At 75.1% G+C, this 19,247-nt stretch carries 18 protein-coding genes; 4 read left to right on the top strand and 14 right to left on the bottom strand.

All coding sequences use genetic code 11. From position 1 onward, the window contains the following. Window positions 1–89 precede the first annotated feature (89 nt). The 3 genes from Ae331Ps2_RS19755 to Ae331Ps2_RS19745 form a co-directional block, all read right to left on the bottom strand. On the bottom strand, window positions 90–1,310 hold the full coding sequence (locus Ae331Ps2_RS19755; protein WP_233147593.1) for an MFS transporter: 1,221 nt from the start codon (window positions 1,308–1,310) through the stop codon (window positions 90–92). A 160-nt stretch (window positions 1,311–1,470) separates the two neighbouring features. Then, window positions 1,471–2,385: an alpha/beta hydrolase gene (locus Ae331Ps2_RS19750; protein ID WP_020622406.1), complete on the bottom strand. Its 915-nt coding sequence runs from the start codon at window positions 2,383–2,385 to the stop codon at window positions 1,471–1,473. A gap of 41 nt (window positions 2,386–2,426) precedes the next feature. Next, complete coding sequence (locus Ae331Ps2_RS19745; protein WP_075307195.1) at window positions 2,427–3,062, bottom strand: YoaK family protein; 636 nt, start codon at window positions 3,060–3,062, stop codon at window positions 2,427–2,429. Window positions 3,063–3,108: 46 nt separating this feature from the next. Here Ae331Ps2_RS19745 and Ae331Ps2_RS19740 point away from each other — a divergent pair, with 46 nt between their 5' ends. After that, a complete protein-coding gene (locus Ae331Ps2_RS19740; protein WP_075307197.1) occupies window positions 3,109–3,603 on the top strand; it encodes a hypothetical protein in 495 nt (164 codons plus the stop codon). Between the two features lie 127 nt (window positions 3,604–3,730). Here the strand turns inward: Ae331Ps2_RS19740 and Ae331Ps2_RS19735 are convergent, their stop codons facing one another. The 6 genes from Ae331Ps2_RS19735 to Ae331Ps2_RS19710 all read right to left on the bottom strand — a co-directional run bounded on the left by Ae331Ps2_RS19735 (window position 3,731) and on the right by Ae331Ps2_RS19710 (window position 10,123). Continuing rightward, window positions 3,731–4,222, bottom strand: coding sequence for a DNA starvation/stationary phase protection protein (locus Ae331Ps2_RS19735; protein ID WP_060714524.1), 492 nt, complete (start codon window positions 4,220–4,222; stop codon window positions 3,731–3,733). 180 nt (window positions 4,223–4,402) lie between these two features. Next, window positions 4,403–5,446 (bottom strand): LLM class flavin-dependent oxidoreductase, encoded by a 1,044-nt coding sequence (locus tag Ae331Ps2_RS19730; protein ID WP_075307199.1) that lies wholly within the window; start codon window positions 5,444–5,446, stop codon window positions 4,403–4,405. After that, entirely contained in the window at window positions 5,443–6,333 is an 891-nt protein-coding gene (locus Ae331Ps2_RS19725; protein WP_233147594.1) for a hypothetical protein, read from the bottom strand. Before Ae331Ps2_RS19725 ends, Ae331Ps2_RS19730 begins: the two co-directional genes overlap by 4 nt. Window positions 6,334–6,408: 75 nt before the next feature. Further along, window positions 6,409–8,214 carry an NAD(P)/FAD-dependent oxidoreductase gene (locus Ae331Ps2_RS19720; protein ID WP_139318763.1) on the bottom strand — a complete coding sequence of 602 codons (1,806 nt, stop codon included), beginning with the start codon at window positions 8,212–8,214 and terminating at the stop codon, window positions 6,409–6,411. A 197-nt stretch (window positions 8,215–8,411) separates the two neighbouring features. Beyond that, window positions 8,412–9,245 (bottom strand): DUF1684 domain-containing protein, encoded by an 834-nt coding sequence (locus tag Ae331Ps2_RS19715; RefSeq protein ID WP_075307203.1) that lies wholly within the window; start codon window positions 9,243–9,245, stop codon window positions 8,412–8,414. 50 nt (window positions 9,246–9,295) lie between these two features. After that, the gene (locus Ae331Ps2_RS19710) at window positions 9,296–10,123 is read right to left on the bottom strand and encodes a hypothetical protein (protein ID WP_075307205.1); all 828 of its coding nucleotides are present in this window, start codon (window positions 10,121–10,123) and stop codon (window positions 9,296–9,298) included. Window positions 10,124–10,221: 98 nt separating this feature from the next. Here Ae331Ps2_RS19710 and Ae331Ps2_RS31330 point away from each other — a divergent pair, with 98 nt between their 5' ends. The 3 genes from Ae331Ps2_RS31330 to Ae331Ps2_RS19695 are packed head-to-tail and all read left to right on the top strand — an operon-like array spanning window position 10,222 to window position 14,291. Then, window positions 10,222–12,150 (top strand): hypothetical protein, encoded by a 1,929-nt coding sequence (locus Ae331Ps2_RS31330; RefSeq protein WP_139318764.1) that lies wholly within the window; start codon window positions 10,222–10,224, stop codon window positions 12,148–12,150. Between the two features lie 46 nt (window positions 12,151–12,196). Further along, window positions 12,197–13,513, top strand: a complete 1,317-nt coding sequence (gene dinB, locus Ae331Ps2_RS19700; protein WP_075329770.1) for a DNA polymerase IV — start codon at window positions 12,197–12,199, stop codon at window positions 13,511–13,513. A gap of 49 nt (window positions 13,514–13,562) precedes the next feature. Next, the gene (locus Ae331Ps2_RS19695; protein WP_075307209.1) at window positions 13,563–14,291 is read left to right on the top strand and encodes a Clp protease N-terminal domain-containing protein; all 729 of its coding nucleotides are present in this window, start codon (window positions 13,563–13,565) and stop codon (window positions 14,289–14,291) included. 45 nt (window positions 14,292–14,336) lie between these two features. On the opposite strand, the gene Ae331Ps2_RS19690 is transcribed toward Ae331Ps2_RS19695, so the two are convergent. The 5 genes from Ae331Ps2_RS19690 to Ae331Ps2_RS19670 are packed head-to-tail and all read right to left on the bottom strand — an operon-like array spanning window position 14,337 to window position 19,236. Continuing rightward, window positions 14,337–15,224 carry a MaoC family dehydratase N-terminal domain-containing protein gene (locus Ae331Ps2_RS19690; RefSeq protein ID WP_083695774.1) on the bottom strand — a complete coding sequence of 296 codons (888 nt, stop codon included), beginning with the start codon at window positions 15,222–15,224 and terminating at the stop codon, window positions 14,337–14,339. Beyond that, window positions 15,221–16,015, bottom strand: a complete 795-nt coding sequence (locus Ae331Ps2_RS19685; RefSeq protein ID WP_075307211.1) for an alpha/beta fold hydrolase — start codon at window positions 16,013–16,015, stop codon at window positions 15,221–15,223. Before Ae331Ps2_RS19685 ends, Ae331Ps2_RS19690 begins: the two co-directional genes overlap by 4 nt. After that, complete coding sequence (locus tag Ae331Ps2_RS19680) at window positions 16,012–17,448, bottom strand: wax ester/triacylglycerol synthase domain-containing protein (RefSeq protein WP_075307213.1); 1,437 nt, start codon at window positions 17,446–17,448, stop codon at window positions 16,012–16,014. Before Ae331Ps2_RS19680 ends, Ae331Ps2_RS19685 begins: the two co-directional genes overlap by 4 nt. Further along, complete coding sequence (locus Ae331Ps2_RS19675) at window positions 17,445–18,950, bottom strand: HAD-IB family hydrolase (protein ID WP_075307216.1); 1,506 nt, start codon at window positions 18,948–18,950, stop codon at window positions 17,445–17,447. Before Ae331Ps2_RS19675 ends, Ae331Ps2_RS19680 begins: the two co-directional genes overlap by 4 nt. Beyond that, window positions 18,937–19,236, bottom strand: a complete 300-nt coding sequence (locus Ae331Ps2_RS19670; protein WP_075307218.1) for a hypothetical protein — start codon at window positions 19,234–19,236, stop codon at window positions 18,937–18,939. Before Ae331Ps2_RS19670 ends, Ae331Ps2_RS19675 begins: the two co-directional genes overlap by 14 nt. Window positions 19,237–19,247 lie beyond the last annotated feature (11 nt).

Here is a 19,247-nt window from a genome sequence, read left to right as displayed (position 1 = left end):
ACCCGCCGCCGCGGAGTAGGCGACGAGTGGTCGCCTGGCCGCGTTCACCGACGGACGGGGTAACGCATACCCGTCGGGCCGTCCGCCGATCAGCTGCCGCGGGTCGGCGCGGGGACCGGTTCGCCCGTCGCGGGAACGGGGACGCGACGGCCCAGCACCGCCGCGACGACGGCGAGCACCGCGACGACGCCGCCGTACACCAGCGCCGTGGGCCGCAGCTCCCCCAGCGTCGCGGCGACGCCCGCGACCATCGCCGGCACCGAGAACGCCAGGTAGGCCAGCGTGTAGAGGGCCGCGAAGAGCTCGCCGCGCTCGTGCGGGGCGGCGAGCGTGGACATCGTCCCGAACGTGGCGTAGGCGGCCGAGCCGAAACCCAGCCCGGCGACGACCGCGCCGACGGCGGCGAGCGCGAGCACTCCGGTGAGCACCCCGGCCAGTGTGACGACGGTACCGGCGGCGAGCAGCCAGGCCGCCGGGACGAGCAGCGTCACGGGGACGCGCCCGCGCAGCGCGAAGGCCGTCACCGCGCCGGTCCCGACGAGCGCGACGACGGTGAGCCCGCCGACCAGGTGGTCGCGCACGCCGAACACCTGCGCGACCACCGAGCCCCCGAGCGAGAGGTAGAGCCCGGCGAGCGCCCAGCTCGCCAGCAGGATCGGCACGATCACGGCGAACCCGGACCGCACCCGCGGCGGCACCCCGACCCGCGGGCGCAGCGACGCGAGCGCCCCCGGCCGACGGTCGATGGTCTCCGGGATCAGGGCGACCAGCACGGCGGCCAGGACCAGGCCGGCGAGCAGCAGCGCCCAGACCAGGCGGGTCGGCGCGGGCGCGTACTCGACGAGCAGGCCGCAGCCCAGCGCCCCGACGGCGAGACCGGACAGCGGCGCGGTGCCGTTGACCACGCCGGCGCGCTCGGGCCGGTCACCGCGAGCGGCGAGATCGACCAGCGTCGCGGGCAGCGTCGCCGTCGCCGCGCCGGTCGCGACGCCCTGGACGACGCGCGCGACCAGGAGCCAGCCGACACCGTCGGCCAGCAGGAACAGCACCAGGGACACGGCCTCCAGCGCGATCGCACCGAGCAGCACCGGCTTGCGCCCGATGTGGTCCGACAGCGACCCGGCGACGAGCAGGGCGGCGATCAGCGCGAGGACGTAGACCGCGAACACCGTGGTCAGCGTGAACTCGCTGAAGGCGAAGCTCTCCTGGTACACGACGTAGAGCGGGGACGGCGCGGACGACGCGGCGAGGAACCAGACGAACGTCGCGGCGACGACGGCGAACGCCACCGGCGGGGACAGGCGGGGCACGGTGCTCCTCGGGTCGGACGGCCTTCTGAGCATCCGCAACGACCGGCCCGGGACCCGCATTCCCCCGACCTCCCCGGCGCCCCCGCTCCCCCGTCCCACCCCGCCCAGCACGACGACGCCGCGGGCTCGGCGCGCGAGGAGGGGCGGGTGCGGGGGTGGGTCAGGCCAGAGCGGTGCGCAGGGCGGCGCCCGCCTCGTCGAGCAGGGCACGGCTGTCGTCGACCGCGGCGCCGAACTGCAGGAACCCGTGGATCATGCCCGGCGACTCGCGCAGCTCCGCCTTCACCCCCGCGGCGTTCAGCGCCGCGGCGTAGGCAGCACCCTGGTCGCGGAGCGGGTCGAACTCCGCGGTGACGACCAGCGCGGGCGGCAGCCCGGACAGGTCGGTGGCGCGGGCCGGAGACATCCGCGGGTCGCGCAGGTCCTTCTCGTCGGTGAGGTAGTGGCCCATGAACCACTCCATCATGGCCCGGGTCAGCAGCGGACCCTGTGCGTTCTCGGTCATCGACGGGCTCTCGTCGGCGCCGTCGACGGCCGGATAGACCAGCAGCTGGAACCGCAGGTCGGGACCGTGGTCGCGAGCGTGCTGGGCGACGACCGCCGACAGGTTCCCGCCCGCGGAGTCGCCGCCGACGGCGATGCGGGACGGGTCGCCGTCGAACTCCGCGGCGTGGGCGTGCACCCAGTCCAGGGCGGCGACGGCGTCGTCGACGGCCGCGGGGAACCGGTGCTCGGGCGCGAGCCGGTAGTCGACCGAGACGACGACGGCGCCGGACCGGTTGGCCAGCGACCGGCACACCGGGTCGTGGCTGTCGAGGTCGCCGATCACCCAGCCGCCGCCGTGGTAGAAGACCAGGATCGGGAACGGGCCGGTGCCCTCGGGCGTGTAGATGCGGACCGGTACGTCACCGGCGCGGTCGTCGCGGACCGCCGCGACCGGCTCGGGCGGGCCGGACACCGCGGCCATCCCCCGGAGCATGGCCCGGTTCTGCTCGACGGTCATGGTCTCCGGCGGGTCACCGCCCTGCTGGGCCAGGAGCGTCAGGAGGGCTTCCACCTGCGGGTGCAGCGGCACGGTCGGTACTCCTTCTACGTCGTCCCACGAGTGGCGGGGTCCTACGGGGCGGCGGACCCCACTCGACCATCCTGCACCCGCCGGGCACCGACGGCGTGGACGACGACGGCCGCCCCGGCGAGCAGCACCGCCACCGCGGGCACGGCGGGCCGCAGGTGCTCCAGCAGGAGCCCGCCCGCGACGGCCCCGAGCACCAGCGCGCCGAGCTGGCGCAGCGCCGACCACCGCCGCCCGTCGCCGGTGACCAGGTCGGCGACCGCACCGGTCAGGGTGCCGGTCATGTAGGTCGTGGACTCCCCGAGCAGCCGGGCGACGCTGCTCTGTCCACCCATCGCGACCGCGGCCCCGGCCAGCAGCGGCAGCGTCGCGGCGGGCGCGAGCAGCCACGCGACGGCGAGTGCGATCAGCACGACCAGCTCGGCCAGCAGCGGCGCGGACACCGCATCCCGCTGCCACCGCCGGTGCAGCGACCACAGACCGACCCCGGCGACGAAGCCCGCCACCGCGACCGCCGGTGGGAGCAGCTCGACCGGGTCGGCGACGGCGACGGCATGCCCCGCCGTCACGAGGTTGCCGGTGACGACGCCGGCGAAGGCGCCACCCAGGGCGACCACCGCCCAGACGTCCACCACCCCGGCGCAGGCGGCCAGCAACGCGAGGACGATCGCACGGTTCACCGGATGATCCTCCCGCGGCGGCCACCGGAGGTGGCACGCTGGGCGGGTGCAGCTGCGTGCCACCTCCGTTCCGGCCGGGCTGCTCCGCGTGCGCTACGAGGTCACCGCCGACGGCCGGGCCGTGACCGGGTGGAGCGCACGTGCCTGGCAGGCCCACCGGGACCTCGTCATCGACGGGCACCCCTACGCGCTGCGCTCGGAGGGGATCGCCCGGTTCGCGCTGGAGGGCGACGTCCGCGCCCGCATCCAGCGCTCGGTCGACCATCCGGACGGGCCGCTGTCGCGCCCTCGGTGGTCGGTCGAGGTCGGCGACCTGGCCTACCGGCTCAGCGGCTCGGGGGTCGGGCACCGGTTCGCGCTGCTCACCACGGCCGACGCGGTCAACGAGGCGGGCCGGGTGTGGCGGGCCGGCGCGCTGCGGCCGCGTTACGGCGCGGACCTGCCCGATGCGCTGCCGCTGCCGGTCGGGGTGTTCGTGCTGTGGGCGGCGATGGCGATCTGGCGGGCGACGGTCACCGCGGCCGCGACGGCGGTGCGGTGACCCACCGCAGACCTCACGCAGCAGATCTCACGGTCCCGGCCTCACGCAGCGGGCCTCACGCCTGCGGACGCACGACGGCCCCGGACGCCGTGGTGGGGACGTCCGGGGCCGGTGTGGTGGGTGCTGCTCAGACCTCGCCGCGGTAGCCGGCCGCCTGGGCCTGCCACATCCAGCGGGCCTCCTCCAGCGCGCGGCCCAGCTCGATGAGCAGGTCCTCCGTGAGCGGGTCGGCCTTGCCGGCCTGCTCGATCCGCGGACGCAGCCGGTCGACGACGGCGTCGACGGTCGCCGAGATGGTCAGCACCGTGTCCTGGTCGGACACGTAGCCCGCCGGGTACTCCGGCAGCCCGGTGTCGCGGCCGACCGTCCTCGCGCGACCGTCGGGGGCGACGCCGATGGCGGCGGCACGCTCGGCGACCGAGTCGCCGTGCTCGCGCGCGAGGTCGACGAGCTCGTCGAGGTGCAGGTGGATGTCACGGAACTGCTTGCCGACGAGGTTCCAGTGCGCCTGCTTGGCGACCAGGGACAGGTCGACGAGGTCGACGAGGGTCTCCTGCAGCACGCGGCCGGTGATGTCGGTGGCGCCGCCGTCGAGCGGGCTGGTGATCGGGGTGGCCATGGTGCTCACCGCTCCTTCCGATGTCGGTTCGGGACGTACCGGGAGTGCCCCGACCGTGGGGCGCCCACACCCGTTCGTGATCCGTCCGACAACCGGTGAGGCATGCCTGACCTGGGGAGAGTCGAGCCTACGAGCGCGCCGCGTGGGTAGTCCGAGCAGCGGCGCGCCGCCGCCGTGTGCTCACCCCGCGGCCCGGGCCAGCTCGACGGCCCGCGCCAGGGTGGTGAGTCGTTCGTCGAGCGTCTCGCCGGCGGGGTAGAGCCGGACGGTGTCGACGCCGGCGGCGGCCCAGTCCCGCAGCCGCGCGCCGGTCCGCTCGTGGGTACCGACCAGCGTCGTCCCCAGCACCATCTCGTCGGTCACCAGGGCCGCGGCGCCGGCCCGGTCCCCGCGCTGCCAGGCGGCGCGGACGGCGTCGGCGCGCTCGCCCCAGCCCTGGCGCCGGTAGGCGTCGTAGTAGAAGTTCCGCTCGGCGGTGCCCATCCCGCCGAGGCTGAACGCGATGCCGGGACGGCGGGCGTCGACCATCGCCGCCTGCTCGGCCTCGTCGGCGGCGAAGGCGACCTCGGCGCCCTGGCAGACCTCGATCGCGGACCGGGCCCGCCCGGCCGCGCGCAGACCGGTGTCGAGGTGGGCGAGGTAGGCCTCGGCGCCCTCCGGGACGAAGCTCGTGCCCAGCCAGCCGTCGGCGACCCGCCCGGTGAGCTCCAACATCCGCGGGGACAGCGCCGCGACGAACACCGGCAGGTCCGGCACGGGCGTCGTCGACAGCCGCATCGGGCGGCCCTCGCCGCCGGGCAGCGGGATCGCGACGGTCTCGCCGTCGTAGTCGATGCGCTCCCCCGCGCAGGCGGCCCGGACCACCTCGATCGTCTCGCGCAGCCGGGTGAGCGGGCGCGCGAACGGCACCCCGTGCAGGCCCTCGATCACCTGCGGGCCGGACGCTCCGAGGCCGAGCAGGAACCGGCCCTGCGACATGTCGTGCAGGGTCAGCGCCGCCTGGGCGACCGCGACCGGCGAGCGGGTGCCGACCTGGATCACCCCGGAGCCGAGCCGGATCCGCTCGGTGCGGGCGGCCAGGTAGCCCAGCGCCGACGGCGCGTCCGACCCCCACGCCTCGGCGACCCAGCAGTCGTCGAGACCGAGCCGTTCGGCCTCGACGACGAACTCGACGGTCTCGCGCCAGTCGCCGCCGGAGGCCTCCACCGTCGTGGCGGTCCTCATCGGGCGTCCCGGACGAGCCCGACCGGGCCGTGCGCGGGCACGTCCCCGGCCGCGAGCACCGCCGACGCCATCGGCGCCAGCAGCGCGGCGAGCTCGGCGGTCCGGTCCGCGCCGAGGGCGGCCCACGGGCGGGCGGCGGCCCGGTCGGTGAGCCGTTCGATCTCGTCGTGCTCGTGCGCGCCCGCGGCGGTGAGCGCACCGGTGGCGTCGACCCAGCCGCGGGCACGCAGGTCCTGCGCACCGGCCGCCCAGGTCTCGGGGTCGAACCCGCGGGCGGTGCGCAGCCACTCGCCGTCGGTCTCCCCGGCGGCGATCTTGAGGTGGTGCGCGGCGACCGGGCCGATGCCCCGCGCGACCAGGACGGCGACGTGGCCGTCCCCGCGGTGCTCGCGCAGCGTCGTCGTCGCCTGCCAGAGGGTCTCGAGGTCGCCGTCGGGCCGGGGCAGTGCGGCGTTCGCGGCGGCGAGGACGCGGCCGTCGACGTCGACCTCCCCGGCGGCCGCCCAGGCCAGCTCCGCGGCCCGGCGCAGCGCGGCCGGGTCGGCGGCCGGGCCGGCACCGTCGAGACCGGACCGGCGCAGTGCGGCGGCGGCACCGGCGAGGCGGGCCGCGAGCGCCGCGGCCGGGGTGCCGAGCGACCAGACCGCGGGCAGTGCGCGGGCGACCATCGACCGGTGGAATCCGTGGAACGCGGCCGTCACGGGTGCCGCGCCCACCGGCCCCAGTGGCGCGGCACGCATCGCGAAGTAGCCACGCCAGAACCCGCGGAACCCGGCGGCCCCGGCGGCGGCCTGCGCCTCGGGGGCGAAGTAGACGACGTCGTGGACCGGCTCGAGCTCGGCCCAGAGCGCCCGGGTGGACGGCACCGCGCCGTCGGAGGTGGTCACCGGCGCAACGCTAGTACGGGGTGGCCGCACGCGGTCCCGGCGCGCGGCCACCCCGGTGGCTCTCCTGCTCGGCGGTCAGGAGAGGTGGTGCCGCTCCTGCAGCCCGTAGACGGGGGTGTCGATGCCCGCCGCCCGCGCCGTGAGCTGCAGCGCCAGGTACAGCGAGTAGAACCGGCTCTGGTGCAGGTTCCCGCCGTGGAACCACAGGTTCTGCTGCTGGGTGGGCTTCCACATGTTGCGCTGCTCGCCCTCCCAGGGACCGGGGTCCTTGGTCGTGTCCGAGCCCAGGCCCCACACCTTGCCCACCGTGTCCGCGACGTCCTGGCCGACGATGTCGGCGGCGAGGCCGTTCATCGACCGGTAGCCGGTCGCAAACACGACGAGGTCGGCGTCGAGCTCGGTGCCGTCGGCGAGCTTCACGCCCTTCTCGGTGAACTCCTGCATCTGGCCGCGGACCAGCTTCACCTTGCCGTCGGCGACGAGCTCGGCGGCACCCACGTCGATGTAGTAGCCCGAGCCACGGCGCAGGTACTTCATGAACAGACCGGAGTCGTCGTCGCCGAAGTCGAGGTCGAAGCCCGCCTTCTCCAGCTTGGCGTAGAACTCGGCGTCGATCTCGCGGACCTTGTCGTAGTTCGGCTTCTCGAACTGGTTCATGATGCGGTACGGCAACGACGCGAAGATCATGTCCGCGGTGTGGGTGTCGACGCCGTTCGCGACCGCTTCCTCGGAGTAGAGGCCCTTGAGGCAGTACTCCAGCAGCGACTCGGACCGGATGATGTGGGTCGAGGAGCGCTGCACCATCGTGACGTCGGCGCCGACCTCCCACAGCGACCCGCAGATGTCGAAGGCGGAGTTGTTCGAGCCGATGACCACGACCTTCTTGCCCCGGTAGGCGTCCGGGCCGGGGTGCTGGGACGAGTGCTGCACCTCGCCGCGGAACTGCTCCTGCCCGGGGAAGTCGGGGATGTTCGGCTTGCCGGAGACGCCGAGCGCGATCACGAGCTGGCGCGGGCGCAGGGTGATCTGCTCGCCCGCCCTGTCGACGACGACGCGCCAGCGACCGGACGCCTCGTCGAACTCGGCGCTGTTCGCGGTGGTGGAGCCCCAGTAGTTCAGCTCCATGATCCGCGTGTAGAACTCCAGCCAGTCGCCGATCTTGTCCTTCGGCGCGAACACCGGCCAGTTGTCCGGGAACTTCAGGTACGGCAGGTGGTCGTACCAGACCGGGTCGTGCAGGGCGAGGCTCTTGTAGCGCTTGCGCCAGGAGTCGCCGGGCCGCTCGTTGCGCTCGACGATGATCGTGTCGACACCGAGCTGGCGCAGCCGGGCGCCCAGCGCGATGCCGCCCTGCCCGCCGCCGATGATCACGACCTCGGGGTCGCGGGTGTGGCCCAGCTCGGCCAGCTCGGCGTCGCGGCGTTCCTTCCAGGTGACCCGGGCGGGGTTGGCGCCGTGTTCGGTGCCGAGCGGCCGGTTCTCCCCGCGGGGCTCCTCGTGGCCTTTCAGCTCGTCGAGGGTGGTGAGCAGGGTCCACGCCTTCCCGTCGACGATGCGGACGTGCCCGGAGCCGCGCCCGACGGCGGTCTCGAACGTGAACCACCCCTCGGTGACGCCGCCGGCCTCGGTCGGCTCGGCGGAGAGCGCCCAGTGCGACGGGTCGGTCGGGTCCAGGGTGTGGGTCAGCAGGTCACGGATGCCGTCGTGGTGCTCGACGGTCTTCAGGTTCCAGGTGAACGCGACCAGGTCGCGCCAGTAGCTCTCGTCGGCGAACAGCCCGACGGCGCGGTCGATGTCGCGGGCGGACAGGGCGTCGGCGAAGGCGGTGAGCCAGCCCTCCGCGGTCGTGCGTGCCGCCGTCTTCTCCTGCGTGGTCGTCACGGGCACCTCCAGCGAGCGGTTCGCCACGACCGTGGCGGCGCTCGCCGTCCAGCCGCGGTCGTCGGGGCAACGACCGGAGTGAACACCACCCGCGTGACCCACGACACCGGTTGCGGGGAGGTTGCAACCGCCGCGGCATGGGGGCTCGCCGCCCCCGGCCCGGCACACGCTCCCCGTGTGCCGGGCCGCCCCTCGCCTCAGACCTGGTCGGGCCGCGACGGGGTCCGCTCACCCGCCTCCACCGGCACGTCCAGGGTGTTCCCGGCCGGCGGCAGCGGGCAGGTGGCGTACGCGGTGAACGCGCAGGGCAGGTTCACCACCCGGTTCAGGTCGAGGCGCAGGGTCCCGTCCGGGGCGGGGTCGTCGGCGCGCAGGATGCGCCCGCCGCCGTAGGTGGTGTCCCCGGAGGTGGCGTCGCGGAAGTGCAGGGACAGGCCCCCGTCCTTGCCCGCCAGCGCCACCAGTCGCTGCGGGCGGCCCGCCCAGGTGAAGGCGACCTCGCCGACCGCGGTCGGGAAGTGCTGCAGGCCGGCGACGACGGCGTCCACGGTGACGGTGCGCGGCGCGTCGTAGGGGGTGAACACCGCGTCGACGACCGCGGCCGGGTCGTAACCCCAGGCCGGGACACCGGTGAAGGCGGTCCGGGTGACCGCCCTCGGGTCGCGCACGCGCAGCGCGTAGGAGTCGGTGCGCCGCGCGATCTCGACGACCCGCTCCCCCACGGTGACCATCACCCCGGGTGCGCCGTCCACCGGGTGCAGGTGCGCCGTGCCGTCGAGCGGCGCGTCGGTGCCGGGCAGGACGACGCCGTCGGCCGCCTCGGCGGTGACCGCGACCGCGTCCGGGCCGGCGACCCGCCAGGTGCCGGGCAGCCCCGGCAGCCCGCCCTCGCCGTCGTCGAGCCAGTGCAGGGCGGTCAGCGACAGCCAGCCGTGCGGCTCGGCCAGGGTCCGCTCGCGGTCGGCGCGCCAGGTGTCGTACGCGGCGCGCTCGGTGCTCTCGGTCGTCGCGGAGGTCCAGGTGCTCGTCATGTGGGGGCAACACCGGCTCCGGCCGTGGCTGTTCCCGCTCGGGGCCCGGCTCAGTGCACCCGGCGGCGCACCGACTCCGGGTCGGGACGGGTCAGCACGACCACCCCGGCCAGCGCGACCAGCACCCCGGCCAGCGCCGCGCCCTCCCAGCCCGGCCGGATCCGGTCGCCGAGCAGCGCGAGCCCGACGACGCCCGGCACCACGACCTCGGTCACCGACAGCACCGCCGCCGCCGGGCCGACGGCGCCGTCCTGCAGGGCACGGGCGAAGGCCAGCACCCCGAGCACACCCATCGCGACGACGCCGTACACCAGCGGGTCGAGCAGCAGGCTGCCCGCGGTCTCCCAGCGCAGGGGCCCGGGGTGGATGGCCCGCACGGCCAGCGCGGTACCGCCGAACCCGAGCCCGGCCAGCAGCGCCAGCAGCATCGGCCGGCCGGCACGCCACACCAACGGTGCGGCGGCGAGGATCAGCACGAACGACACCAGCAGGACCGGGGTGGCCACGGGGGGCAACGCGTCCGGACGGTCCGGCTCGGCGCTCGCGGCCACCACGACCAGGCCTGCGAGCACCGCCAGGACGGCCCACCGGTCGCGCCGGATCAGGTTCCACGGGTTCCAGCCGTGGTCGGCCAGCGTGGTCAGCGCGATGGCGCCGGCGAGGATCGACTGGACCGCGAAGACCGGCAGGTACCGCAGTGCGACCACGGTGAGCACCCAGGCCAGGATGTCGGCGAACAGCCCGGCCAGGAACCACGGCTGCAGCCACACCGGCCGCCCGTACTTCGCCAGCCGGCTCCCGCGGGCCTCCCAGAGGGCGGCGACGGTGTTGCCGGCCATGGCGGCCGCGGCCGCGAGCAGGGCGAGGAGTGTGGTCATGTCCCGGCCATCCTGCCTGCCGAGCCGGTGGCCCGCTCCGGACACGCCGATCCGTGGCCGTGGGTGTGGCCGGCCCGCCGGGCGTGCACACTCGGGCCATGCGCATGCGGTTCGGCCCGGACTCCGACGACGAGTTCCACGCGGCCGCCCAGGAACTGCTCGACGGGTTCGCGGCGTGGCTCACCGAGAACGAGGTGGACGCCGAGCCGATGTCGGCGGAGCTGTTGCTGCAGTACAAGTGGCTGGCGGCGGACGGTGACCTCGCGGACTGGCCCCTGGAGCACGTCGAGACCTTCCTCGACGGCTGGTGCCCGCACGGCGTGCTGGAGCACCGGCTGCCGGTGCGTCTGGTGCCCGCGAGCGTCGCGGCGTTCATCGAGTACCTCGACGAACGGGGGCTGCTCGCCCCGGGCGGGCCGCGGCCGTCGCAGGTGCGGCGGCTGTGCGGGGAGTACGTACAGGAGTACGAGGAGCTGGAGGCCGGAGCCGGGTCCCCGCTGCTGACCGAGCTGGGCGACGACCCGGACCCGGTGCGGATCCCCTCGCCCGCCGACCGGGCGGCGTCCGCGGCGCAGGCCCGGATCCTGCACGACGCCCGCGCGCTGGCCGCCTGGTGCGGCGACCGCGGCAGGCCGCTGACCGCGACCGGCAACCTGCGGCTGGCCGACGCGCGGGAGCTGGTGGACCTGCTCGGCACCGGTGACGAGCCGGACCGCTACGGCCGCCTCGACCGCTCCACCCGGCTGCGGACGCTCACCTGGGTGCTGGAGACCAGCGTGCGCGCGGGCGCGGTGCGCCGGGAGAAGGGCAGGCTGGTGGCCGTGCCACGGTTCGCCGGGCTCGACGACACCACGGCCCACGAGGACCTCGTGCTGGCCGCCCGCGACGTGGGGGCGCTCTCGACCGGCTGGCCGCGTGCCGTCGTCGACGACGGGACGGACCCCGACCGCCCGGCCGGCTCGTCGGCCCACCCGTCGCTGCCCGCACCGCTCGAGGACGTGGTCCTCGGGTTCGACGACGAGGCCCCGGTGCCGGGGGCCGGGATCGACGACGAGGCCCCGGTGCCGGGGGCCGGGATCGACGACGAGACGATCGAGGCGCTGCTCGGCGCCGGGGACGGCCCGCCCTCGGAGGACGCGACCCCGGCCCTGCTGTTCCTGCTGCGCCACGTCGAGGACGGCGTCGACCACGACGACCTGTGCCACGCCCTGGACGTGCTGCTCGACTGGACCGAGGAGCAGCCCGGCGACACCGGTGTCGCCGAGGGCCGGGCGCAGCTGCTGCTGGAGCAGCTGGAGCGGCTCGGCGTCGTCGCCTGGACCGGCTCGCGGACCGAGCCCGACGACCTGGTCGGCCAGGTGCGGGTCGGCGGGATCGTGCAGCTGACTCCCGGTGGGGTCGCCTGCGCGCTGCTGCTGCTCGCCGCCGAGGACCTGCACTACCCGACCCGCCCGGACCCGGCGGTCGCCTCGGCCGCGGAGATCGTCGAGCTGGCCGGGGAGGTCGCGCCGGACGAGTGGCGCCGCGACATCGACGCCTGGCACGCCGCGCAGCCCGACCCGGCCCGCGCGGTCGCGGACTTCGTGGCCGCCGCGCTCGCGCCGGGACAGTCGCTGCTGGTCGCGCTCACCGCGACCGGGGTGGCCGCGGACCGGTTCGGCGCCGACACCGTCGACACCCTGCTGCGCGAGCACCTCGACGGCCCGCACCGCGGGATGGTGGCCCGCCGGCTCGTCGCGCGCGGGGAGCTGGACCCCGACGCCGTCGAGCCGGAGCTCCTGCTGGTCGCCTCGGTCAACGTGCTGGCCGTCGCGCTGGACACCGTCGACGCCGAGGACTGGCCGGACGCGTTCGCCGCCGAGTTCCCGCCCGAGTCCCTCGACGTGTTCGACATGCTGTGGCAGCTCGACCATCCCCGGGTCGGCGACGTGCTCGCCGCGCTGGGCGAGCACCACCCCGACGCCGCGGTGGCGAAGGCCGCCCGGCGGGCCCGCGAGCGCTGGCGCAGCCGGACCGGGGGCGCCTGAGACACCACACCGAGCCCTCGCCGTCGGCCCGGCCGCATGCGAACATGTGTTCGTGCGCGGCCTGGCCACCATCCTGCATGCCGACCTGGACTCGTTCTACGCGTCGGTCGAGCAGCGCGACGACCCGCGGCTGCGCGGGCGACCGGTGATCGTGGGCGGCGGTGTCGTGCTGGCGGCCAGCTACCAGGCGAAGGCCTACGGCGTGCGGACCGCGATGAACGGGCGCCAGGCGCGGGCACTGTGCCCGCAGGCGGTCGTCGTGCCGCCGCGGATGGCGGCCTACTCCGAGGCGAGCCGCGCGGTGTTCGCGCTGTTCCGCGACACGACCCCGGAGGTCGAGGGGCTGTCCATCGACGAGGCGTTCCTGGAGGTCGGCGGGCTGTTGAGGATCGCGGGGACCCCCCGGGAGATCGCGACGCGGCTGCGCGAGCGGGTGGCCGGGGAGGCGGGTCTGCCGATCAGCGTCGGCGTGGCCCGCACGAAGTTCCTCGCGAAGGTGGCCAGCGGGGCGTCGAAGCCCGACGGGTTGCTGGTCGTCGACCCCGACCGGGAACGGGAGTTCCTGCACCCGCTGCCGGTGCGCAGCCTGTGGGGCGTCGGCGCGGTGACCGCGGCCCGGCTCCACGAGGTCGGGGTCCGGACCGACGCCGACGTCGCGTCGCTGGGCGAGGCGGCGCTGGTCTCCTACCTGGGACCCGCCGCGGGCCGCCACCTGCACGCCCTGGCCCACCTGCAGGACCCCCGGCCGGTGGACACCCACCGGACCCGCCGGTCGATCGGGTCGCAGCGGGCCCTGGGCCGGCGCCCGCGCACCGACGCCGAGCTCGACGGCATCCTGGCCTCGACCGTCGACCGGCTGGCCCGGCGACTTCGCGCCCCCCGCGGCTCCGACCGCGACGAGCAGGACGGGACCCCGGACCCGTTCGACGCCGCCGGGCCGGGCGACGACCCGGACGATCCGGCGGGCACCGGCGCGATCGGCACCCCCGCCGGCGGCCGGGTCTGCCGCACCGTCGTGCTGAGGGTGCGGTTCGGCGACTACGCCCGCATCACGCGCTCGCACACCCTGCCGGTCGCCACTGCCCACACTCCGACGATCCTGTCCGCGGCACGACGACTGCTCGTCGACGCGCTGCCCGAGATCCACCGCCGCGGGATCACCCTGCTCGGCCTGTCGCTGACCAACCTCGACCGCGACGACGCCCTGCAGCTGGAGCTGCCGCTCGACGCGCACGCCGGACCCGCCCTGGACACCGCGCTCGACGCCGTCCGGAGCCGGTTCGGATCGGCCTCGGTCGGCCGCGCCAGCCGCCTCGGCCACGACGAGGGCCTGCAGGTGCCGCTCCTGCCCGAGCACGAATGACCGTCAACTCAATGTTGACGGATCGCCTGCGTCAACTTACAGTTGACGCATGGGAACTCCGACGCCTCCGGGCACCACCGTCCGTCTCGACGACCTCATCCGAGCCATCACCGCCATCCACCAGGACCCCCTGGAGCAGCTGTCCGACGCAGTACTCGCCGGCGGCCACCTCGGTGAGGTGGCCGACCACCTGATCGGCCACTTCGTGGACCAGGCGCGCCGTTCCGGCGCCTCCTGGACCGAGATCGGCCGCAGCATGGGGGTGTCCAAGCAGGCCGCGCAGAAGCGGTTCGTGCCGCGTGCCGACCCCAGGACCGACATGGCGGGCGGCTTCGAGCGCTTCACCCCGCGGGCGCGGGCCGTCGTCGTCGCCGCCCAGGAGGCGGCCCGTGCGGCCGGCAACGACCGGATCACGCCGGAGCACCTGCTCCTCGGCGTGCTCTCCGAGACCCGTGGGCTCGCGGTGCTGCTGCTGACCGGGCTCGGCACCGACACCGCGGCGCTGGGCGAGGCCGCCACCGCAGCGCTGCCCGCCCCCGCGGACACCCTCCCCGCCCTCATCCCGTTCGACCCGGACACGAAGAAGACCCTGGAGCTGACGTTCCGCCACGCGCTGCGGCTGGGACACAACTACGTCGGCACCGAGCACGTCCTGCTCGCGCTGCTGGAGACCGAGGACGGCGACGGCGTCCTGTCCGCGGCCGGTGTCGAAGCCGCCCGCGTCGAGGAGTCCCTGGCCCAGGCACTCGCCGCGATGGAGGACCCCGAGACACCGTGACTCCTCGGCAGTTCGTCCGCCGCCACGCCCCGCGGACCTGACCGGTCAGGACGCCAGCTCGATGCTCCCCCGCACCGACTCCGGTGCCCCGTCCGATCCCGCGGCGACGACGATGCGGTCCCCGTCCGGGGTCCCGCCGACCCAGACGTCCGCGCCGGCGAAGGCCGGTGCGGTGAGGCGGTACTCGAAGCCGCGGACGAACGCCGTCGGGCGGTGGCGTCGCGCGATCTCCAGGCCGAGCAGCGCGAACAGCGGGCCGTGCACGACCAGCCCGGGATAGCCCTCCACCTCGGTGACGTAGGGCAGGTCGTAGTGGATGCGGTGGGTGTTGTAGGTCAGCGCCGACATGCGGAACAGGAGCTCCGGGCCGGTCGGCACGGTGAATCCCCACTCGTGCTCCGGACGCGGCGCCGGGTCCGGGGCGGTGATCCCGCGCCCGGTGCCCGCGGGCTGCGAGCGGTAGACGATGTCCTGCTCCTCGACGCAGAGGAGCGTGTCACCGCGGTGGAACTCCGCGCGGGTGGTCACGAAGGCCATCTGCCCGCTGCGGCCCTGCTTCACGCGGACCGGGCCGAGCTCCTGGCGGCGGGTCACCGGTTCACCGACCCGCCACGGCGCGTGCCAGGTCAGGCGGCCGCCGGCGACCATGCGTCGCCGGTCCGGGATCGGCGGCAGGAAGCGACCCTCGCCGGGGTGCCCGTCGTCGCCGAGCGCGGACGTCGGCGGGGTGTCGAGGAAGGCGAACCAGTGCCACAGCGGCGGGAGCGGGTCGCCCTCGGCGGCGACCGGGTCGAGGTCCAGCAGGCCGGAGAACGCGGCGACCGACCACGCGGACACCGCGTCGGTGCCGACGAGCGGCTCCGGCGCCCAGCCCTCGACCGCCGCGGCCAGGTCCACGGCCCCGTCCGGCGACCCGGCGGCCGGCCCGGTCACGAGGCCACCTCGTAGCGGGTGTGCTGCAGGATCGTCCACGCGACCAGGGCCGGGTTGTCGACCATCGGCACGTGCCCGACCCCCGGCAGCACGACGAACTCCGCGCCGGGCACGGCGTCCATCATGGGGCGCCCGTAACGGCTGTAGGGGATCGTGCGGTCCGAGCCCGACCACGCGATCCGGACCGGGCAGGGCAGCTCCTCGAACGGTGCCATCGCGTTGTCCATCCGCGCGGCGGACAGCAGCGGGTCGAGCACCGTGCAGCCGAGGAAGTCCGCGAACAGCTCGGCGACCTCCTCGGGGGTGAAGCGGTCGGTGCGCTCGGACAGCGCGCGCAGCATCAGCCGGCGGATCAGACCGCACGAGGCGAGCGCCCGGACCGGCGCCCACCCGGCGAGCATCGCGCCGATCCGGAAGCTCGCGAGCAACCGGTACAGGTCGGCGGGCATCTCCCAGGTCCCGGCCGGGGACAGCGCCACGACCGACCGGGCGCGCCCGCGGCGGGCCAGCTCCAGCGCGACCCAGCCGCCGAGGGAGTTCCCCACGACGTGCGGGCGCTCGGGCACGCCGAGCCCGTCGAGCTGGTCGAGCAGCGCGTCGACCAGCAGGTCGATGCTGAACTCGCCCTCGGGCATCGGGGGGCCGTTCAGGTGGCCGGGCATGGTGACCGCCCAGACCTCGTGGTGCTCCTCGAGCATCGCCAGCACCGGCTTCCAGGCCCGCCACGACGACGTCACCCCGTGCAGCAGCAGCAACGGCTCGCCGGACCCGCCGACGTGGACGGCGCTCACGCCACCACCACCGGCTCGGCCGACCCCGGGTGCAGGGCGAGGACCTCGGAGAACCCCTCGGCCAGGCAGCGCGCGAACGTGTCGCGGTCGGTGATGGCGGCGGCGTCGATGTTCGCCCCGACGCAGCAGAGCTCGCCGTGCGTGACGACGGTGATCATCGCCGCGCAGCCGGGCAGCGGCGCGAACGGGTAGACCCGATCGATCCGTGCCCCGCACAGGAACGCCTCCGCCCGCAGGCCCGGCACGTTCGAGGCCTGCAGGTCGTTGCCCTGGGTCGACCCGCCCGCCACCAGCGTCAGCAGCGGTCCGGGCAGCCGGGCCAGCAGCGGGGCGACGACGTCCGGGCTCTCCAGCGCGGGCTCCTCGTGGGCCGCACGCATCTGCTCACCGACCGCCCGCAGCCGGGCGGCCGGGTCGGCGATGCCCATCGGGCCGCGCAGCCGGGCCGGCGCCCACCGGTTGCCGCCGTCGGCGTCCCCGGGTCGGCGCACCGACACCGGAACCGAGGTGCGCAGGACGGCGTCGCCGGGGACCGGGTGGCCCATCTCCTCGTGGTAGCGGCGGAAGGCGCCGAGCAGCGAGGCCACGTAGGCGTCGTTGAACGAGCCGCCGACCGTCTTCGCGGCCGCCCGCAGGTCGGGGAAGGAGACGTCGAGCGCGACGAACCGCCACGACGTCCCGCGCGGGCGCAGCAGCTCCGACCCGGTGCCCGGCGGCGGCGACAGCACCCGCAGCGCGGACTCCAGGTAGCGCGCGCTGTCGCGGGCCGCGGAGAGCGGGTGGGTCAGCGCGCCGACGACGTCGCGCGCGGCGCGCACCGTCGCCGGGACGATGCCGGCCTCACGGCGCACCAGCCGGTCGACCTCGGCCAGCGGGTCGGGCGTCTCGGTGGCGGGTGCGGGGGGCTGCGGCTTCTCCTCGTCGTGCTCCCGCTTGCGGCTGTGCAGCTGCGACAGCAGCTGGACCACACCCATCCCGTCGGTGAGCACGTGGTGCAGCTTCAGCAGGAACGCGGCGCGACCGCCCGGGAGACCTTCGACGAGGGTCGCTTCCCACAGCGGCCGCTCCCGGTCGAACGGCGTCATCATGAACTGCTCGGCGATCGAGGACAGCTCCGGCCAGAAGTCGGGTCCCGCGCCGGGGATGCGCACCCGGCGCAGGTGGTAGTGCAGGTCGAACTCGACGTCGTGGATCCAGTAGGGCGTGCCCAGCCCGCCGAGCGGCTCGCGGATCCGCTCGCGGAAGCGCGGCACCATCCGCGTCGCCCAGTCGACGGCGGCCACGAGCCGGTCCCAGTCCGGCCGGATGTCGAGCAGCTCGACCGCGAGGACCGGCGAGCGGAACCGGGGGTCGTCGGCCTCCGCACGCCACATCATCGTCTCGAACGACGAGATCTCGCGGACCGAACCCCACGCCAGCGGAGTGTCACTCATGCCGGGTCCTCCTGGGTGCGTCCGTCCTGCGCGATCCGCCGCTCGGGCCAGGCCGCGAGCGTGTCGAGGAACTGGTCGCGGACCTGGTCGGCGTACTTCCCGACGTCCTCCGGCACCCACGACGAGGTGTCCACCGGCGGGAGCACCGCGACCTGCACGGTGCCACCGCGCATCGTCTGTGCACCCCGCCACATGATCTCGCCGGCATTGCGGATGACCACCGGGACGATCGGGACACCGGCCTGGATCGCGATGTGGAACGCGCCCTTCTTGAACGGGCCGAGCCGCGGCGTCGCCGAGCGCGTCCCCTCCGGCGCGATGGCCAGCGAGACCCCTTCGTCGCGGAGCTTCTCCACGGCGGGGCGCAGCGCCTCGCGGGCGGCGGTGGAGTTGCCGCGGTCGACGAACGCGACGTCGGCCGCCCAGAACAGCTGGCCCCACACCGGGATCTGTGCGGCCTCCTTCTTCGCGACGCCGGTGAAGTTCTCGCGGAGGAGCTTCATCATCAGCGGCACGTCGAACTTGGACTGGTGGTTGAACACGAACACGCACGGGCGCGCCGAGTGCAGGTGCTCCGCGCCGCTGACCTCGACGTCGATACCGGCCAGCCCGAACGCGACGTCGGACCCCACCCCGGCGGCCATGTCCACGAAGCGTCGCCGCGAGCCGTGCAGCAGACCCGCGCCTGCCGCGGTCGCGAGACCACCCAGCAGGCCGCCGTAGAACACCGCGGTCCGCGCGAGGTCGGCGACGCTCGGGAACAGCCCGCCCCGCGGTGCGCAGTCGAGCACCGGCCAGCCCCGCTCCACCGCGAGCCGGCGCAGCGAGTCGGTCGGCGAGACGGCCACCGCGTGCCCGACGGCGGAGAGGAACTCCGCGTCCTCGGTGCCGTTGGCGTAGCCGAAGCAGTCCGCGAGGTCGACGCCGTGCGCCGCGGCGTCGGCCCGCACCGCGTCGGCCTTGCCGGTCCCCCACAGCGAGGTCCCGGCGACGCGGCCGGTCAGCACGCCGTCGCGCACCTCCAGCTCGGTGCACAGTGCGCGGTCCGCGCCCAGCTCCTCGGCCATCGGCTGCACCTGGAACCGGGTCGCCGAGGACGCCATCACGACCTGGTGGCCCTGCTCCCGGTGCGCGGCGACGAGCTCCCACACCTCCGGGTGCAGCGCGGCCGCGATCTCGTCGCGGAACAGGGTCCGGCCCAGCGCGAGCAGCTCGTCCTCGCTACGGCCCTTCCAGGTCGCGAGGGTGATCGCGAGGAACTCCTTGAAGTCGTCGTCGGTGCGGATTCCACGCATGCCCGAGAGCACCGTTCGCACCATCTCGACCGGGCCGACGTCGAACTCACGCAGCCGTCGGCGGTAGAACGCGCCCGCCGAGTAGCCGTCGATGACGGTGCCGTCGTAGTCGAAGTAGGCGATCGTGCCCGGTCCGGGCTCGGCCTCCTGGATGGCCCGGATCCTGGCCCGGGTGTCCCCGTCCCGCGCACCGTCAGCTGGCGACACCCGAGTCCCCTTCCGCACGCTGTTGCGCCCCGGCCGGCGGGACGACGGCGCCCGCGGCGGCGGAGGCCGCGACCGTCGTCGTCTCGCCGGAACCGAGGACCACCTCGAGGCGGGCGCGCTGCAGCTCGCCCAGCCGTCCCAGATCGTGGATGACCGCGGTGACCTCCGTCAGCCAGGCGGCGCGCCGGTCGGCCAGCGGCGCACCGGCCGCGCCGGACTCCGGCTCGGCGAGCAGGTCGCGGTTGTCGGCCTGGCGCACGGCGGTGGCGTACAGCTCACGCGACACCGAGTCGGCGC

It is taken from the genome of Pseudonocardia sp. Ae331_Ps2 (genome assembly GCF_001932405.1).
Taxonomy (GTDB): Bacteria; Actinomycetota; Actinomycetes; order Mycobacteriales; family Pseudonocardiaceae; genus Pseudonocardia.
Note: the sequence above shows the minus strand (reverse complement) of the source record. Positions and strands in the feature narration are given on the sequence as shown.